We start from the raw sequence: 16,451 nt of genomic DNA on the forward strand, positions 1-16,451 counted from the left end.
CTTTTCAGACAGCCTGAAGGGTTAGGTATTTGTTGAAGGTCGGGCGTATAGGCCCGATATTGTTTTTTTACGCATAAATCGGCAGGTGTCGCCGCCTGCCGCATATAAGAATAATCTCATGATGACTGAAGACACACGTCCATTGGTGCAAGTGGTTGCCGGAATTTTGCTCGACCAAAACGGCCGCTACCTGCTCAGTTCCCGCCCCGAGGGTAAACCGTATGCCGGCTATTGGGAATTTGCCGGCGGCAAGGTGGAAGCCGGCGAAAGCGATTTTCAAGCCTTGCAACGCGAGTTTAAAGAAGAGCTCGGCATCTGTATCCTTGTCGCTACGCCGTGGCTGACCAAAGTCCATTCCTACGAACACGCACATGTACGCCTGCATTTTTTATGGGTGGAAACCGACCAATGGACGGGCGAAATCCAATCGAGGGAAGGACAGAAATGGGCATGGCAAAAGGCAGGGGATTTTACCGTTGCGCCGATGTTGCCTGCCAATAGCGCATTATTACGCTCCCTATCTATTCCGCGCCAGCTTCAAGGCCGTCTGAAAAGTGGATTAAACGGTCAAAACAGCATGGGCGAATATCATGTTGTGCCATATCTGTCGGCTCAGCATCAAACCGCATCAGCCGTATTGCTGGATTTTGCCGATTGGCAACAAGGCAAGCCGATAGAAGCGCCCAGCGTGTGGCCAATCATTGAAAATGTCGAACAATGGTTGCAAGTGCAAAATGCCGATGCTGTCGTATGGAAAGTAGCGAATGAAGCGGCAGCCAAGCAAGTTGTCGATATTTTGGCGCAAGGCGTGGCTATGCCGTTGATTGCGGCTGCTCCGGAAAGTATGGTTTCCATTTATCGCGAACAGTGGCAGAGCATGGGTGTGCATGCTGTTTTGACCGATAATGACATTGAGGCCGTCTGAAATGAGTAGAAATCAAAAGCTTTTGATTGCCGCTGTTTTACTGATTGTGTTCGCGGCGGCCAAGCTGCTGCTCTTGGATTGGTGGCAGCAACAGCAATCAAAAACAAAAGTAGTCGAATGTAATTTAACACAAAGCTGCGTCCTGCCTGACGGTTCAAAAGTACGTGCGACATCCATCAATACGCGCGAGCCGTTTGATATCGTGATAGAGAATGTTCCGCAAAATACAGGGGCGGTCAGTATCAGTTTCAGTATGAAAAACATGGACATGGGCTTCAACCGCTATAATCTGGCGCAACAATCGCCGCAAAGCTGGCAGGCTTTGCAAATCCGTTTGCCGTTTTGCGTCGAAGGCCGCCATGATTACACTGCCGACATTACTATTGGCAAACAGACTTTTCAGACGGCATTTAGCGCGAAGTAGCCATCCGATAGAGGCCGTCTGAACGGCCATAGGCTAAAAAAATCTAATTTTTTAGATGGCGTATTTAAAAATTCCTTATAAATGAATCAATTATAAATTATTTTTTGGTGGATTGTTTACAATCATTCTGACTATAAACCAAAAATACAAAACGGACAGAAGCCAGGCTACATCAGGGTTTGATGTGGTAAAGCCTGTCCGTTTTTTACATTTTTTGCAAAAAAATCGTTTATTAATAACTGAATTTTTTATAATTTTTTTTGAAAAAAGTGTTTGACAAGACCGGTTTTATTTTTTAAATTTGTTTCCATAAATAAAAACTACATCGCACTACAAAGGAACATCATCATGAATCTGTATCAAACCACTCTCTCTTGTTATAGATTTTCTCCCATCTCTGCCGCTCCCGTCGCCGCCAGCTTATTGGTAGTCCCGACGGTCTGAAGGCTCTCAACCCGAATCCAGTTTCCGCATTCCCACAAACACTTCGGGTTTTAAAACTTCTTTCCCCTGTTGCATTCATATACTGATTAATAATATTTAAAAAACAAATACCTCCGCTTCAGCCTTATTGTATTCAATAGTTTTGATAACTATTTGTTTTTATTAATTTTAAATTTTTAGATGGTTGATAATGGAAATTTTACAGGCCGTCTGAAAACAGTTTTTGAAACGATTGTTTCTTTTTAAACGGTTCGTTTCTGGTTTAGAGAAAACCGAACCGGCCGATTGATACTGACAAAAGTCTATAAAGGAGAAATATGATGAGCCAACACTCTGCCGGAGCGCGTTTCCGTCAAGCCGTAAAAGAATCGAATCCTCTTGCCGTCGTCGGTTGCGTCAATGCTTATTTTGCGCGATTAGCCACCCAAAGCGGTTTCAAGGCGATTTATCTGTCCGGCGGCGGCGTGGCAGCCTGCTCTTGCGGTATCCCTGATTTGGGCATCACCACAATGGAAGATGTGCTGATCGATGCGCGGCGGATTACGGACAACGTGGATACGCCTTTGCTGGTGGACATTGATGTGGGTTGGGGCGGGGCATTCAATATCGCGCGTACGATTCGCAACTTTGAACGCGCCGGCGTTGCAGCGGTTCACATCGAAGATCAGGTAGCGCAAAAACGCTGCGGCCACCGTCCGAACAAAGCCATTGTTTCTAAAGATGAAATGGTCGACCGTATCAAAGCTGCCGTAGATGCGCGCGTTGATGAGAACTTTGTAATTATGGCGCGTACCGATGCGCTGGCGGTAGAAGGTTTGGATGCCGCTATCGAACGTGCTCAGGCTTGTGTCGAAGCCGGTGCAGACATGATTTTCCCTGAAGCCATGACCGATTTGAAAATGTACCGCCAATTTGCAGATGCAGTAAAAGTACCTGTATTGGCCAACATTACCGAGTTTGGTTCCACTCCGCTTTATACCCAAAGCGAACTGGCTGAAAACGGCGTGTCGCTGGTACTGTATCCGCTGTCATCGTTCCGCGCAGCAAGCAAAGCCGCTCTGAATGTTTATGAAGCGATTATGCGCGATGGCACTCAGGCGGCGGTGGTTGACAGTATGCAAACCCGTGCCGAGCTGTACGAGCATCTGAACTATCATGCCTTCGAGCAAAAACTGGATAAATTGTTTCAAAAATAAGTAACCGCTTTCAGACGGCCTTTCAACAAATCCGCATCGGCCGTCTGAAAAATAAAACCCATAAAAATACAAAGGAGAAATACCATGACTGCAACTACTCAAACCCCGACTTTCAAACCTAAAAAATCCGTTGCGCTTTCTGGCGTTGCGGCCGGTAATACCGAATTGTGTACCGTTGGCCGTACCGGCAACGATTTGAGCTATCGCGGTTACGACATTCTGGATTTGGCACAAAAATGCGAGTTTGAAGAAGTCGCTCACCTGCTGATTCACGGCCATCTGCCCAATAAATTCGAGCTGGCTGCTTATAAAACCAAACTCAAATCTATGCGCGGCCTGCCTATCCGTGTGATCAAAGTTTTGGAAAGCCTGCCTGCACATACCCATCCGATGGACGTGATGCGTACCGGTGTATCCATGCTGGGTTGCGTTCATCCTGAACGTGAAAGCCATCCGGAAAGTGAAGCGCGCGACATCGCCGACAAACTGATCGCCAGCCTCGGCAGCATCCTCTTGTACTGGTATCAATATTCGCACAACGGCAAACGCATTGAAGTTGAAAGCGACGAAGAGACCATTGGCGGTCATTTCCTGCACCTGTTGCACGGCAAACGCCCAAGCGAATCACACATCAAAGCCATGCACGTTTCACTGATTCTGTATGCCGAACACGAGTTCAACGCTTCTACCTTCACCGCCCGCGTGATTGCCGGTACAGGCTCTGATATGTACTCCTGCATTACCGGTGCAATCGGCGCGTTGAAAGGCCCGAAACACGGCGGCGCGAACGAAGTAGCTTACGATATTCAAAAACGCTACCGCAATGCCGACGAAGCCGAAGCCGACATCCGCGAACGTATCGGCCGCAAAGAAATCGTGATCGGTTTCGGTCATCCGGTGTACACCATTTCCGACCCTCGCAATGTTGTCATTAAAGAAGTGGCACGCGGTTTGAGCAAAGAAACCGGCGATATGCGCCTCTTTGATATTGCCGAACGCTTGGAGAGCGTGATGTGGGAAGAGAAAAAAATGTTCCCGAATCTGGACTGGTTCTCCGCCGTTTCCTACCAAAAATTGGGCGTACCGACTGCTATGTTCACACCGCTGTTCGTAATTTCCCGTACAACCGGTTGGAGCGCACACGTTCTCGAGCAACGCAAAGACGGCAAAATCATCCGTCCGAGCGCAAACTACACAGGCCCTGAAGATTTGGCATTCGTGGAGATTGAAAACCGCTAATACGCGTAACAGCAGGGTGGGCCGCCAGCCTGCCCCATCTCGAAATGCCGTTTGAAAACAATGAATAAATTAAGTTTTCGTTTTTCGACGGCCTAGTGCAGTATGCGAGAGAGAGAGAGCCGGCCGTTTGGAAAACATGCTGCTCTGCTGTCGTCATTCCCATACAGGCAGAAATTCAAAAGTTGAAATGTTCTGCTGTAAAGAGTGCTGAAAGATTTAAGTTTGGATTTCCGTCTATACGGGAATGATGGTAGCGGAGCAGCAATTTTTTTTCATACCGCGAATAGATTTCAGACAACAAGCAATAAAACAGAATTTATGGTTTCAGACGGCCTTAAGGTCCGAATCAACAGTCCGTCTGAAACCCCAAAACCAAAAAAAGAATAGATTTAGGAGAACCGACATGACTGCCAACCAACGCTACCGCAAAGCTTTACCCGGTACGGATTTGGAATATTACGACGCGCGTCAGGCGTGTGAAGACATCAAACCAGGCTCTTACGACAAGCTGCCTTATACAAGCCGTATCTTGGCTGAGAACTTGGTCAACCGCGCAGACAAAGTCGACCTGCCTACGCTGCAAAGCTGGCTGGGCCAGCTGATTGAGGGAAAACAGGAAATCGACTTTCCTTGGTATCCGGCGCGCGTGGTGTGTCACGATATTCTGGGTCAGACAGCGTTGGTGGATTTGGCGGGCCTGCGTGATGCAATTGCCGAAAAAGGCGGCGATCCTTCCAAAGTGAATCCGGTGGTGCAAACCCAGCTCATCGTCGACCACTCTTTGGCCGTTGAATGCGGCGGTTACGATCCTGATGCCTTCCGCAAAAACCGCGAAATCGAAGACAGACGTAACGAAGACCGTTTCCACTTCATCAACTGGACAAAAACCGCATTTGAAAATGTGGACGTGATTCCTGCGGGCAACGGCATTATGCACCAAATCAATTTGGAAAAAATGTCGCCGGTTGTCCAAGTCAAAAACGGCGTAGCATTCCCTGACACCTGCGTCGGTACTGACTCACATACGCCGCACGTCGATTCATTGGGCGTGATTTCCGTAGGTGTGGGTGGTTTGGAAGCCGAAACCGTAATGTTGGGCCGTGCCTCCATGATGCGTCTGCCTGATATTGTCGGCGTTGAGCTGACCGGCAAACGCCAGCCGGGCATTACTGCCACCGACATCGTGTTGGCACTGACCGAATTCTTGCGTAAAGAGCGCGTGGTTGGTGCATTTGTCGAATTCTTTGGCGAGGGCGCAAGAAGCCTGTCCATCGGCGACCGTGCCACCATTTCCAATATGACCCCTGAGTTCGGCGCGACTGCTGCGATGTTCGCTATTGATGAGCAAACCATTGATTATTTGAAACTGACCGGTCGCGACGATGCGCAAGTGAAATTGGTGGAAACCTACGCCAAAACCGCAGGCTTGTGGGCAGATGCCTTGAAAAACGCCGTTTATCCTCGCGTATTGAAATTTGATTTGAGCAGCGTAACGCGCAATATGGCAGGCCCAAGTAATCCGCATGCCCGTTTTGCGACCGCCGATTTGGCCAGCAAAGGCTTGGCTAAACCTTACGAAGAGCCTTCAGACGGCCAAATGCCTGACGGTGCAGTGATTATTGCCGCGATTACTTCATGTACCAATACTTCCAATCCGCGCAACGTTGTCGCCGCCGCGCTGTTGGCACGCAATGCCAACCGCCTCGGCTTGAAACGCAAACCTTGGGTGAAATCTTCGTTTGCCCCGGGTTCAAAAGTAGCCGAAATCTATTTGAAAGAAGCAGGCCTGCTGCCTGAAATGGAAAAACTCGGCTTCGGTATCGTTGCCTTCGCATGTACCACCTGTAACGGCATGAGCGGCGCGCTGGATCCGAAAATCCAGAAAGAAATCATCGACCGCGATTTGTACGCCACCGCTGTATTGTCAGGCAACCGCAACTTTGACGGCCGTATCCATCCGTATGCGAAACAGGCTTTCCTCGCTTCGCCTCCGTTGGTCGTTGCCTACGCGCTGGCAGGCAGCATCCGTTTCGATATTGAAAACGACGTACTAGGCGTTGCAGACGGCAAAGAAATCCGCCTGAAAGATATCTGGCCGACCGATGAAGAAATCGATGCCATCGTTGCCGAATATGTGAAACCGCAACAATTCCGCGACGTTTATATTCCGATGTTCGATACCGGCACAGCGCAAAAAGCACCAAGCCCGCTGTACGACTGGCGTCCAATGTCCACCTATATCCGCCGCCCACCTTACTGGGAAGGCGCACTGGCAGGGGAGCGCACATTGAGAGGCATGCGTCCGCTGGCGATTTTGCCCGACAACATCACCACCGACCACCTCTCGCCGTCCAATGCGATTTTGGCCAGCAGTGCCGCAGGCGAATATTTGGCGAAAATGGGTTTGCCTGAAGAAGACTTCAACTCTTATGCAACCCACCGCGGCGACCACTTGACCGCCCAACGCGCAACCTTCGCCAATCCGAAACTGTTTAACGAAATGGTGAGAAACGAAGACGGCAGCGTACGCCAAGGTTCGCTGGCACGCGTTGAACCCGAAGGTAAAACCATGCGCATGTGGGAAGCCATCGAAACCTATATGAACCGCAAACAGCCGCTCATCATCATTGCCGGTGCGGACTACGGTCAAGGCTCAAGCCGCGACTGGGCTGCAAAAGGCGTACGCCTCGCCGGCGTGGAAGCGATTGTTGCCGAAGGCTTCGAGCGTATCCACCGCACCAACTTGATCGGTATGGGCGTGTTGCCGCTGCAATTCAAACCGGGTACTAACCGCCACACCCTGAAACTGGACGGTACGGAAACCTACGACGTGGTCGGCGAACGCACACCGCGCTGCGACCTGACTCTCGTGATTCACCGTAAAAACGGCGAAACTGTCAAAGTTCCGGTTACCTGCCGCCTCGATACTGCAGAAGAAGTATTGGTATATGAAGCCGGTGGTGTGTTGCAACGTTTCGCACAAGACTTTTTAGAAGGAAATGCAGCGTAAGGTAAATCGGGCATGATCAAAATGTCCGGGCTACGCTCAAAAAGGTTTTCAGACGGCCTCGAATGTTTGAGAGGCCGTCTGAAAAAACCATACTAGAAATACAAAGGAGAACTCGAAATGCCGCAAATTAAAATTCCAGCCGTTTACTACCGCGGCGGTACATCTAAAGGCATTTTCTTCAAACGCACCGATCTGCCGGCAGCTGCGCAGGAAGCAGGCGAGGCACGCGACAAAATCCTCTTGCGCGTACTCGGCAGCCCCGACCCTTACGGCAAACAGATTGACGGTTTAGGCAATGCCAGTTCGTCCACCAGCAAAGCCGTAATTTTGGACAAATCCGAACGCGCCGATCACGATGTTGATTACTTGTTCGGACAAGTTTCCATCGACAAACCTTTTGTCGATTGGAGCGGCAACTGCGGCAATCTGACTGCCGCCGTGGGCGCATTTGCCATCGAGCAAGGCTTGGTCGATAAAGACAAAATCCCTTCAGACGGCCTGTGTACCGTCAAAATTTGGCAGAAAAACATCGGCAAAACCATTATTGCCCATGTACCGATGCAAAACGGCGCAGTTTTGGAAACAGGCAATTTTGAGCTTGACGGCGTAACGTTTCCGGCAGCCGAAGTACAAATCGAATTTCTTGATCCGGCCGACGGCGAAGGCAGTATGTTCCCAACCGGCAATTTGGTCGATGAAATTGATGTGCCGAATATAGGCCGTCTGAAAGCCACGCTTATCAATGCCGGCATTCCAACCATTTTCCTGAATGCCGCAGATTTGGGCTATACAGGCAAAGAGTTGCAAGACGATATCAACAACGATGCCGCGGCTCTGGAAAAATTTGAAACCATCCGCGCGTATGGTGCGCTGAAAATGGGTTTAATCAGCGACGTATCCGAAGCCGCTACCCGCGCCCATACTCCGAAAGTCGCTTTTGTCGCCCCTGCGGCCGATTACACCGCTTCAAGCGGCAAAACCGTCAAAGCTGCCGACATCGATTTATTGGTACGCGCACTGAGCATGGGCAAATTGCACCACGCCATGATGGGTACTGCTTCAGTCGCCATCGCTACCGCTGCCGCCGTGCCCGGTACGCTGGTCAACCTTGCAGCCGGAGGCGGAGCGCGTAAAGAAGTCCGTTTCGGCCATCCGTCAGGCACACTGCGCGTTGGTGCAGCCGCCGAATGTCAGGACGGACAATGGACGGCCACCAAAGCAGTCATGAGCCGTAGCGCACGCGTGATTATGGAAGGACAAGTCCGAGTGCCGGAAGATTGCTTTTAAGTTTTCAGACGGCCGCAGCACTAAACAAGGCCGTCTGAAAACCAAATAAGCAGATTTTAGTCAGGTAGCGATACCTGCAATGGAGATTATGGTTGGGCATAAAGCCTGACTAAACATCAAACCAAAGGCAATCTGAAAAGCTCTCAAATGTTTTTGCTCTTTTCAGACGGCCTGAAGCCAAAAAAACAATCAAAAATCAAAGGAGAAACACCATGTCCAACCAACTCATTCTTGTTCTGAACTGCGGCAGCTCTTCACTCAAAGGTGCCGTTATCGACCGTAAAAACGGCAAAGTTCTCTTAAGCTGTCTCGGCGAACGTTTGGGTACGCCCGAAGCAGTCATTACGTTCAGCAAAGACGGCAAAAAATGCCAAACAGCCTTGACCGGCCGTAACGATCATGCCGGTGCCGTAGGTATGCTGTTGAAAGAGCTTGAAAAACACGGCCTGCACGACCGCATCAAAGCCATCGGCCACCGCATCGCACACGGCGGCGAAAAATACAGCGAATCTGTTTTGATCGACCAAGCAGTAATGGACGAACTTGATGCCTGCATTCCGCTCGCTCCGCTGCACAATCCTGCCAATATCAACGGCATTTTGGCTGCGCAAGAGCATTTCCCGGGCCTGCCCAATGTCGGCGTGATGGATACTTCGTTCCACCAAACCATGCCGGAGCGCGCCTATACTTATGCCGTTCCGCGCGAATTGCGTAAAAAATACGCTTTCCGCCGCTACGGTTTCCACGGTACCAGTATGCGTTACGTTGCCCCTGAAGCCGCACGCATCTTGGGCAAACCGTTGGAAGACATCCGCATGATTATTGCCCACTTAGGCAACGGCGCATCCATTACCGCCATTAAAAACGGCAAATCCGTTGACACCAGTATGGGCTTCACGCCGATTGAAGGCTTGGTGATGGGTACCCGTTGCGGCGACATCGATCCGGGCGTATACAGCTATCTGACTTCACAAACCGGTTTGGATGTTGCCCAAGTTGATGAAATGCTGAACAAAAAATCAGGTTTGCTCGGTATTTCCGAACTCTCCAACGACTGTCGTTCTTTGGAAATCGCGGCGGACGAAGGTCACGAAGGTGCGCGTTTGGCCCTGGAAGTCATGACTTACCGCCTTGCCAAATACATTGCTTCGATGGCTGTGGCTTGTGGCGGCGTTGACGCACTCGTGTTTACCGGCGGTATTGGCGAAAACTCGCGTAACATCCGTGCCAAAACCGTTTCCTATCTTGATTTCTTGGGTCTGCACATCGACACCAAAGCCAATATGGAAAAACGCTACGGCAATTCAGGCATTATCAGCCCGACTGATTCTTCGCCGGCTGTGTTGGTCGTTCCAACCAATGAAGAGCTGATGATTGCCCACGATACGGCTCAATTGGCCGGCTTTATGGAAGAAGCAGGCTAGGGCGAAGATTTTCCTAGACCATAAACAATAAAAAGTGCGGATTCATCATCCGCACTTTTTTTAATTTCAACTCAATCAAGCCACTTGGGTTTGATGCTCGTCACCGTTGCGCTCACGAACTGCGCCCAAACGGTAAACGGTTTCGCCTTGTTCGCTCAAGAATGCTTGTACCGCATCGGCATCTTCTTTAGCAATGATAACGACCATACCAATACCGCAGTTGAAGGTACGGTACATTTCTTGGGTTTCCACATTACCTGCTTTTTGCAGCCATTGGAACAGTTTAGGCAATTCCCACGCTTTGGCATCGATTTGTGCGACGGTATTTTCAGGTAAAACGCGAGGTACGTTTTCGGTAATGCCACCGCCGGTAATATGGGCCATGCCTTTAATGGTGAATTTTTCCAAAGCGGCAAGGATAGGTTTCACATACAGGCGGGTAGGGGCGATAATGGCTTCGCGCAAAGTTTTACCGTTGTCGAATTCCGCGTCCAAATCAGGATTGTCGCGCTCGATGATTTTGCGTACCAAAGAGTAGCCGTTGGAGTGTGCGCCGTTGGAAGCCAAGCCCAAAACAACGTCTCCGGCCTGAATGCTGCGGCCGTTAATAACGCGTTCTTTTTCAACCACACCGACGGCAAAACCGGCCAAGTCGTATTCGCCTTCGGGATACATGCCCGGCATTTCGGCAGTTTCACCGCCAATCAAAGCGCAACCGGATTCTTCGCAACCTTGGGCAATACCTTTAATCACATCAGTCGCGCGGGCAACATCCAGCTTGCCGCAAGCGAAATAGTCCAAGAAAAACAAAGGTTCTGCACCTTGGACCAAAATGTCGTTGACGCTCATTGCAACCAAATCGATGCCGACAGTATCGTGTTTGTCCCAGTCGAATGCCAGTTTCAGCTTGGTGCCGACGCCGTCCGTACCGGAAACCAATACCGGATTTTTGTATTTTTTGCCGATTTCGACCAAAGCGCCGAAACCGCCCAAATCACCCAACACTTCAGGGCGCATAGTACGCTTGGCAAAAGGTTTGATGTTTTCGACCAGTTGATCGCCTGCGTCGATATCCACGCCTGCGTCACGATAGCTCAAAGAAGTGCTCATTGGATTTCCTTATTCGGGTATGGGTAGATTGTCGGAGCGTATTTTATCTTAAATTAGAGGATTCAGGCTGATTTTTTTGGCATTATTGTCAACAATTTTTATTTTATCTTAAATAGCCGTCGCGCTTTCAGACGGCCTTTGCGAATCTGTTATACTGCTTATTGATTTTGAAAACCTTAAACATCAATTGGGAAATACCTTTTTATGTATCAAAAGAAAGCGCGCGGCGCAAAACCGTGGATTATTATGGCTTGCGTTATCGCAGCCTTTATTTGGCTTTTATATGCCTTAGGCGATGTTTTGACGCCGTTTATCGTGGCCGCCGTTTTGGCCTATGTTTTGAATCCCTTGGTCGAGTGGCTGCAATTGAAGCGTATCCGCCGCGCGCCGGCCTCCATGATTATTATGGCACTGGCTTTGCTGATATTGCTGTCGTTGGTGCTGATTATCGTACCTATGTTGTTGAACCAGTTTAACAATCTGGCTGAACGCCTGCCGCAAATCGTAGGCTTTGTTCAAAACAAACTGCTGCCGTGGCTCAACAGCGTCAGTGGGGATTATATTCAAATCGATCAAGAATCAATCATCGCATGGTTGCAGTCGCATACTGATGAGTTGAGCAATACGCTCAAAGAATGGATTCCGACCTTGATGCGTCAGAGCGGTAACGTCATCAGCGGTGTCAGCAATTTGGTGTTGCTGCCTTTGCTGCTGTATTACTTCTTGTTGGACTGGAAACGTTGGTCTTCCGGAATCAGCAAATTGGTTCCACGCCGTTTTATCGAGACCTACACGCGTATCAGCGGCAATATGGATGAAGTTTTGGGCGAGTTTCTGCGTGGCCAGCTGATGGTTATGATGATTATGGGCTTGGTCTATGGCTTGGGCTTGATGCTGGTCGGTTTGGATTCCGGCTTTGCCATCGGTATGATTGCCGGTATTTTGGTATTTATTCCGTATTTGGGTGCATTTACCGGCCTTTTGCTGGCAACAGTTGCCGCGCTTTTGCAATATGGCTCATGGCAGGGGTTGTTGATGGTTTGGGCTGTATTCGGTGTCGGACAATTCTTGGAAAGCTTTTTCATTACGCCTAAAATCGTCGGCGACCGCATCGGTTTGTCTCCGTTCTGGGTGATTTTCTCGTTGATGGCTTTCGGACAGCTGATGGGTTTTGTCGGTATGCTTGCCGGCCTGCCACTTGCAGCCGTCACGTTGGTTTTATTGCGTGAAGGCGCATCTGCTTATTTCGGCAGCCGTTTCTACAAACATAAATAAATCAATAATATTAAGGCCGTCTGAAATCCAAGTTTCAGACGGCCATTGATAACAAAGGAAGTCTATATGTTAGCCATTATCGGCGGCAGCGGTTTGACCAAACTGCCGGAACTCGAAATTACTGAACGAAAAATTGTACGCACTCCATACGGCTTAACCAGCAGCCCTATTTTGTTCGGCAGGTTGGGGCGCTTGGATATTGTTTTCCTTGCCCGACACGGCTTCAGCCATACCATCGCGCCGCATGAAATCAACTACCGCGCTAATATCTGGGCGTTACATTCTTTAGGCGTCGAAAACATCATTGCCATTTCTTCAGTTGTCGGTATCAACCCCGATTTTGAAAACGGCAGTTTGGTGTTGCCGGACGATTTGATCGACTATACCTATGGCCGCAAAGATACTTTTTTTGAAGGCCAAGAATGTCCGGTTGTCCATACCGATTTTTTCAACCCTTATTGCGATGAATTGCGACAAGAATTGTTAAATATCACGAAAGCACACAATGTGCCGATTTACGATTCTGCCGTTTATGGCTGCCTGCAAGGTCCGCGCCGTCCAACTCGCGCAGAAATCGCCCGTTATCGACGTGACGGCGTAGATGTACTCGGTATGACCGGCATGCCCGAAGCCGTTTTGGCCAGAGAGTTGAAAATGGCCTATGCCCACTTTTGCAGCGTCAGTAGCATTGATTGCTTTGATAGCGGAGTAGGGACTGTGGGCTGTAATGAACAGACTTCTATGGCGATGACGAAAATCCGACAATTATTGAATGGTTTGTAATTGATCATGCCGTCTGAAATGATGTTTTCAGATGGCATTGTTTTATTTAAGAAGCCGTTTCACGCGCCCAATGGGGCAGGGAGGCTTTTTGTTTGCGGAACGAGGCAAGTTTCATACCCTGACATTTTTCAAAAATCAATTCAACCCCACTTTGCAACTGCAAAATCAAATTGGTATGCGTTTCCGTTTTAATAAAATCGATATTGCGTTGCACCAAGCGTTGAATGACAGCGTATACATCAAGGCAGCCATTTGCAAAAAACCATGGATTCAACTTTACCCAACGGCCGCCGCTTAATGCAGCATCAGGCTGAAAATCAGCGCGAATCTGTGTCAAACGATTGTCGGAGAAATGCAGTTCGATATCGCCATAAAGCCAAATATTCCAGCCTTTTTGTACCAACAAGCCTTTAGGAACGCAATCAGGCGCAGGAAACATCTGCAAAATAGACTCTGCTGATTGTCCGATTTCCAGATAATCAAACCGGCCGGTATACAAAAAATCATAAATATCAATGGCAATAGGAAAGTGGTAGCGCATGGCAACAACCATAGAAAAGCAATTAACCAAGCTATCTTAAACTTAAAATATAATGAAATCAATTCTTATTACTATTTATTCAATATAAGAAAGGCCGTCTGTTGTTCAGACGGCCTTGTAGCCTTTGGCTTAAACCCATATTTTGGTTTACTCAGCCTTTAAATCAGCCACGCATTGCTTATCGCGTGCCTCAAAAGCTTCCGCGCCACCCAAGAGCTTGAGTTGCTCCTCTGGGCTGATTTTGCCGAAGTTTCGGATTTGTTCGTCAGAGAGTTTGCTTAAGGGCTGATCCCACATACAGACACAATAGTCTTGAGCCAATTTCTCGTTTTGCGCATCCAAACCTTTTGCCTTCAAATCAGTTTGCCATTTTTCAGCAAAAGGAATGTTTTTTACGCAAGACTCCACCACATTTTGTTTCATCTGCGGCTTGTTCATGGCGCATTGTGAGAGCAGGGCAGTCAGAGCCAGCAAAGACAAAATAATCCATGCCCAAATGCGAATGGTGCGGATTTTTGCCTTGGCTTTCTTTCTAGCTGCCAGTTGCTCTTCAGACGGCCTTTCCGTTTGTTGCTCAGTCATGCAGGCTTTCCATGCGGATCATGGTGATCGGAGCATCCACGCAACTCAGTGCTTCAATCGCTGCGATAGCACGTTTGACGTTGTGTTCCACTGTGGTATGGGTCAGAATCACAATTTCGGCAGTACTTTGATTAATCACACCTTTTTGAATCAGAGCCTCGATAGAAACATTTTCTTTGGCCAAGAGGGCGGCAATTTGACCCAAAGTGCCCGGTTCGTCAGTTGCTTGAACGCGCAGATAGTAGCTGCTGGTGATTTCATCCATAGGCAGAATATTTTGCGCTTGAACTTGTGAAGGTTGGAATGCCAAGTGAGGAACACGATGGTCAGTTTCCGCTTCAATTAGGCGGGCAATATCAATGATGTCGGCAACCACGGCAGAAGCAGTCGGCAATGCACCGGCTCCTGCACCGTAATACAAGGTTTCACCAACCATATCGGCATTGACACGGACAGCATTCATCACGCCGTTAACGTTAGCCAGTAAACGGCTTTCAGGAATCAGAGTAGGGTGTACGCGCAACTCGATGCCTTTGTCGGTTTTACGGGTAATACCCAACAACTTGATACGATAGCCAAGTTCTTCAGCGTATTTGATATCGCGGCTGTCGAGTTTGCTGATGCCTTCCAAATAGCAGGCAGAAAAGTTCATCGGCGTACCAAATGCCAATGCGCTCATAATCGTAATTTTATGGCCGGCATCATGACCTTCGATATCAAAAGTAGGGTCAGCTTCTGCATAGCCCAAAGCCTGAGCTTCTTTCAAGACGTCTGCAAACGCGCTGCCTTTTTCACGCATTTCAGTAAGAATGAAGTTGCTGGTACCATTAATAATACCGGCAATACTGCGGATTTGGTTCGCAGCCAAGCCTTCACGCAAAGCCTTGATAATAGGGATACCGCCGGCAACAGCAGCTTCAAACTGTACCATGACATTTTTTTCTTCTGCCAAAGGAAAAATTTCATTGCCGTATTCAGCCAGCAGTTTTTTATTGGCAGTAACAATGTGTTTACCGTTTTCAATCGCTTTCAATACCGCATCTTTGGCAATACCGGTGCCTCCAAACAATTCAACAACAACATCAACATCTTGATGTTGAACCAGCTCAAACGGATCTTTGATAAAAGCAGCATTCGGGCAAATTTGTTTGGCTTTTTCTTCGCTCAAATCACAAACAGCAGAAATACGGACTTCACGTCCCAAGCGGCGGCTGATTTCCGCAGCGTTGTCCTGCAATACAGTGGCTGTACCGCCACCGACTGTACCCAAACCTAAAAGACCGATATTTACTGGCTTCATTGTGTCTCCTTTTGAGCCGATACTTTAAAATAATCACGAAAAACCAAGGCTTGTTATAATCGCTTGCAATCGTAAATTCAGAGCAAAGCATCAATGCACAAGGTCAAACGTTGAATCCTACCTGATATTGCTTGATTTTGCACCTTTTTTTGCAAGTTTCCCAAGGCCGTCTGAAAAATCGTTCTACCATAAAAACAGGAATTGCCATGAAAATCACAGAAAACCATATCGATGAAGCCACATCATTTTTTTCATCCTCACAAGGCATATTGCAAATCGGTGAACAAGCATACTCAGAACCCATTTGCTGGCAAGATGGCAAAGTGAGCATCATTCCTCAAACAACCATCGAAGAATTAAACGAACAAATTTTTATATCAGCAATTGAAACAGCAGAAAACCGTCCTGAAGTCATTATTATAGGTACAGGAGCAAAACAAAAATTTCTGCATCCCAAAATTGCAGCAGCCTTATCAGCCTACGGAATCGGCCTCGAATGCATGAACACAGCCTCAGCTTGCCGAACTTTAGTTTTGCTGCAAGGCGAAGGACGAAGCGCATGGGCTTGGTTGTGGCCATAATTTGCAGAAAAGACTATTGCATCATGCTAGCTTAGGTTCGCATAATTTATATTATGTTAAATTAATAATGTTAGTATTTTAAGCCTGTTAACTCCTGTTTCTCCTAGTCGTACAATAACTTTTACAAAAAGCTTACCTGAAATTTTTCAGATAACCTTTTTACGCTTTTCTTTTCATATATAAATAAAGTAAGATTCAGTCAATAGATATTATTCTTCTATATCACTATCCAATCTCTGGAGTAAAGCACCCCATGGCCGTCAATAAAATCGCCCGTAAAAGCAGCAAATTCCGCGTTGTCTTTACCGTCCCCGATTTCTGCTGGCCGCC

At 48.3% G+C, this 16,451-nt stretch carries 14 protein-coding genes; 10 read left to right on the forward strand and 4 right to left on the reverse strand.

Annotated elements, in window-relative coordinates; all coding sequences use genetic code 11:
• The first annotated feature begins 121 nt into the window (after window positions 1-121).
• The 7 genes from ACTHSA_RS07615 to ACTHSA_RS07645 all read left to right on the forward strand — a co-directional run bounded on the left by ACTHSA_RS07615 (window position 122) and on the right by ACTHSA_RS07645 (window position 9,949).
• Window positions 122-925, forward strand: coding sequence for an NUDIX domain-containing protein (locus tag ACTHSA_RS07615; RefSeq protein ID WP_440378854.1), 804 nt, complete (start codon window positions 122-124; stop codon window positions 923-925).
• A 1-nt stretch (window position 926) separates the two neighbouring features.
• Window positions 927-1,349 (forward strand): hypothetical protein, encoded by a 423-nt coding sequence (locus ACTHSA_RS07620; protein ID WP_440367568.1) that lies wholly within the window; start codon window positions 927-929, stop codon window positions 1,347-1,349.
• A 764-nt stretch (window positions 1,350-2,113) separates the two neighbouring features.
• Window positions 2,114-2,989: a methylisocitrate lyase gene (gene prpB / locus ACTHSA_RS07625; RefSeq protein ID WP_039862334.1), complete on the forward strand. Its 876-nt coding sequence runs from the start codon at window positions 2,114-2,116 to the stop codon at window positions 2,987-2,989.
• An 84-nt stretch (window positions 2,990-3,073) separates the two neighbouring features.
• A complete protein-coding gene (gene prpC / locus ACTHSA_RS07630) occupies window positions 3,074-4,228 on the forward strand; it encodes a bifunctional 2-methylcitrate synthase/citrate synthase (protein WP_049335196.1) in 1,155 nt (384 codons plus the stop codon).
• A 403-nt stretch (window positions 4,229-4,631) separates the two neighbouring features.
• A complete protein-coding gene (acnD, locus tag ACTHSA_RS07635; RefSeq protein ID WP_049335194.1) occupies window positions 4,632-7,238 on the forward strand; it encodes a Fe/S-dependent 2-methylisocitrate dehydratase AcnD in 2,607 nt (868 codons plus the stop codon).
• A gap of 117 nt (window positions 7,239-7,355) precedes the next feature.
• Window positions 7,356-8,525, forward strand: coding sequence for a 2-methylaconitate cis-trans isomerase PrpF (gene prpF / locus ACTHSA_RS07640; RefSeq protein WP_004520374.1), 1,170 nt, complete (start codon window positions 7,356-7,358; stop codon window positions 8,523-8,525).
• A 212-nt stretch (window positions 8,526-8,737) separates the two neighbouring features.
• Entirely contained in the window at window positions 8,738-9,949 is a 1,212-nt protein-coding gene (locus ACTHSA_RS07645; protein WP_440378852.1) for an acetate kinase, read from the forward strand.
• Window positions 9,950-10,024: 75 nt separating this feature from the next.
• Here ACTHSA_RS07645 and purM read toward each other — a convergent pair whose 3' ends face one another.
• Window positions 10,025-11,059, reverse strand: coding sequence for a phosphoribosylformylglycinamidine cyclo-ligase (gene purM / locus ACTHSA_RS07650; RefSeq protein WP_003686290.1), 1,035 nt, complete (start codon window positions 11,057-11,059; stop codon window positions 10,025-10,027).
• 204 nt (window positions 11,060-11,263) lie between these two features.
• Between purM and ACTHSA_RS07655 the strand changes: the two genes are divergently transcribed.
• Together ACTHSA_RS07655 and ACTHSA_RS07660 are read left to right on the forward strand one after the other, a co-directional pair.
• A complete protein-coding gene (locus tag ACTHSA_RS07655) occupies window positions 11,264-12,334 on the forward strand; it encodes an AI-2E family transporter (protein WP_070609001.1) in 1,071 nt (356 codons plus the stop codon).
• Between the two features lie 66 nt (window positions 12,335-12,400).
• On the forward strand, window positions 12,401-13,117 hold the full coding sequence (locus ACTHSA_RS07660; protein ID WP_070609003.1) for an S-methyl-5'-thioinosine phosphorylase: 717 nt from the start codon (window positions 12,401-12,403) through the stop codon (window positions 13,115-13,117).
• A 46-nt stretch (window positions 13,118-13,163) separates the two neighbouring features.
• Here the strand turns inward: ACTHSA_RS07660 and ACTHSA_RS07665 are convergent, their stop codons facing one another.
• From ACTHSA_RS07665 to ACTHSA_RS07675, 3 genes are all read right to left on the reverse strand, one after another.
• Window positions 13,164-13,658, reverse strand: a complete 495-nt coding sequence (locus ACTHSA_RS07665; RefSeq protein ID WP_070609031.1) for a hypothetical protein — start codon at window positions 13,656-13,658, stop codon at window positions 13,164-13,166.
• A gap of 147 nt (window positions 13,659-13,805) precedes the next feature.
• A complete protein-coding gene (locus ACTHSA_RS07670) occupies window positions 13,806-14,240 on the reverse strand; it encodes a hypothetical protein (protein ID WP_004520379.1) in 435 nt (144 codons plus the stop codon).
• Window positions 14,233-15,540: a homoserine dehydrogenase gene (locus tag ACTHSA_RS07675; RefSeq protein WP_049330891.1), complete on the reverse strand. Its 1,308-nt coding sequence runs from the start codon at window positions 15,538-15,540 to the stop codon at window positions 14,233-14,235. The genes ACTHSA_RS07670 and ACTHSA_RS07675 overlap by 8 nt, the downstream gene beginning before the upstream one ends.
• A gap of 206 nt (window positions 15,541-15,746) precedes the next feature.
• On the opposite strand from ACTHSA_RS07675, the gene ACTHSA_RS07680 reads away from it, so the two are divergent.
• Window positions 15,747-16,121: an Mth938-like domain-containing protein gene (locus ACTHSA_RS07680; protein WP_440378853.1), complete on the forward strand. Its 375-nt coding sequence runs from the start codon at window positions 15,747-15,749 to the stop codon at window positions 16,119-16,121.
• Window positions 16,122-16,451 lie beyond the last annotated feature (330 nt).

Source organism: Neisseria sp. P0008.S002 (assembly GCF_051962805.1).
GTDB lineage: Bacteria > Pseudomonadota > Gammaproteobacteria > Burkholderiales > Neisseriaceae > Neisseria > Neisseria perflava.

What these genes read in the sequence shown, in the direction of transcription:
- ACTHSA_RS07615 (WP_440378854.1), top strand. Translation starts at nt 122, where the DNA reads ATGACTGAAGACACACGTCCATTGGTGCAAGTGGTTGCCGGAATTTTG.
- ACTHSA_RS07620 (WP_440367568.1), top strand. Translation starts at nt 927, where the DNA reads ATGAGTAGAAATCAAAAGCTTTTGATTGCCGCTGTTTTACTGATTGTG.
- prpB (WP_039862334.1), top strand. Translation starts at nt 2,114, where the DNA reads ATGAGCCAACACTCTGCCGGAGCGCGTTTCCGTCAAGCCGTAAAAGAA.
- prpC (WP_049335196.1), top strand. Translation starts at nt 3,074, where the DNA reads ATGACTGCAACTACTCAAACCCCGACTTTCAAACCTAAAAAATCCGTT.
- acnD (WP_049335194.1), top strand. Translation starts at nt 4,632, where the DNA reads ATGACTGCCAACCAACGCTACCGCAAAGCTTTACCCGGTACGGATTTG.
- prpF (WP_004520374.1), top strand. Translation starts at nt 7,356, where the DNA reads ATGCCGCAAATTAAAATTCCAGCCGTTTACTACCGCGGCGGTACATCT.
- ACTHSA_RS07645 (WP_440378852.1), top strand. Translation starts at nt 8,738, where the DNA reads ATGTCCAACCAACTCATTCTTGTTCTGAACTGCGGCAGCTCTTCACTC.
- purM (WP_003686290.1), bottom strand. Translation starts at nt 11,059, where the DNA reads ATGAGCACTTCTTTGAGCTATCGTGACGCAGGCGTGGATATCGACGCA.
- ACTHSA_RS07655 (WP_070609001.1), top strand. Translation starts at nt 11,264, where the DNA reads ATGTATCAAAAGAAAGCGCGCGGCGCAAAACCGTGGATTATTATGGCT.
- ACTHSA_RS07660 (WP_070609003.1), top strand. Translation starts at nt 12,401, where the DNA reads ATGTTAGCCATTATCGGCGGCAGCGGTTTGACCAAACTGCCGGAACTC.
- ACTHSA_RS07665 (WP_070609031.1), bottom strand. Translation starts at nt 13,658, where the DNA reads ATGCGCTACCACTTTCCTATTGCCATTGATATTTATGATTTTTTGTAT.
- ACTHSA_RS07670 (WP_004520379.1), bottom strand. Translation starts at nt 14,240, where the DNA reads ATGACTGAGCAACAAACGGAAAGGCCGTCTGAAGAGCAACTGGCAGCT.
- ACTHSA_RS07675 (WP_049330891.1), bottom strand. Translation starts at nt 15,540, where the DNA reads ATGAAGCCAGTAAATATCGGTCTTTTAGGTTTGGGTACAGTCGGTGGC.
- ACTHSA_RS07680 (WP_440378853.1), top strand. Translation starts at nt 15,747, where the DNA reads ATGAAAATCACAGAAAACCATATCGATGAAGCCACATCATTTTTTTCA.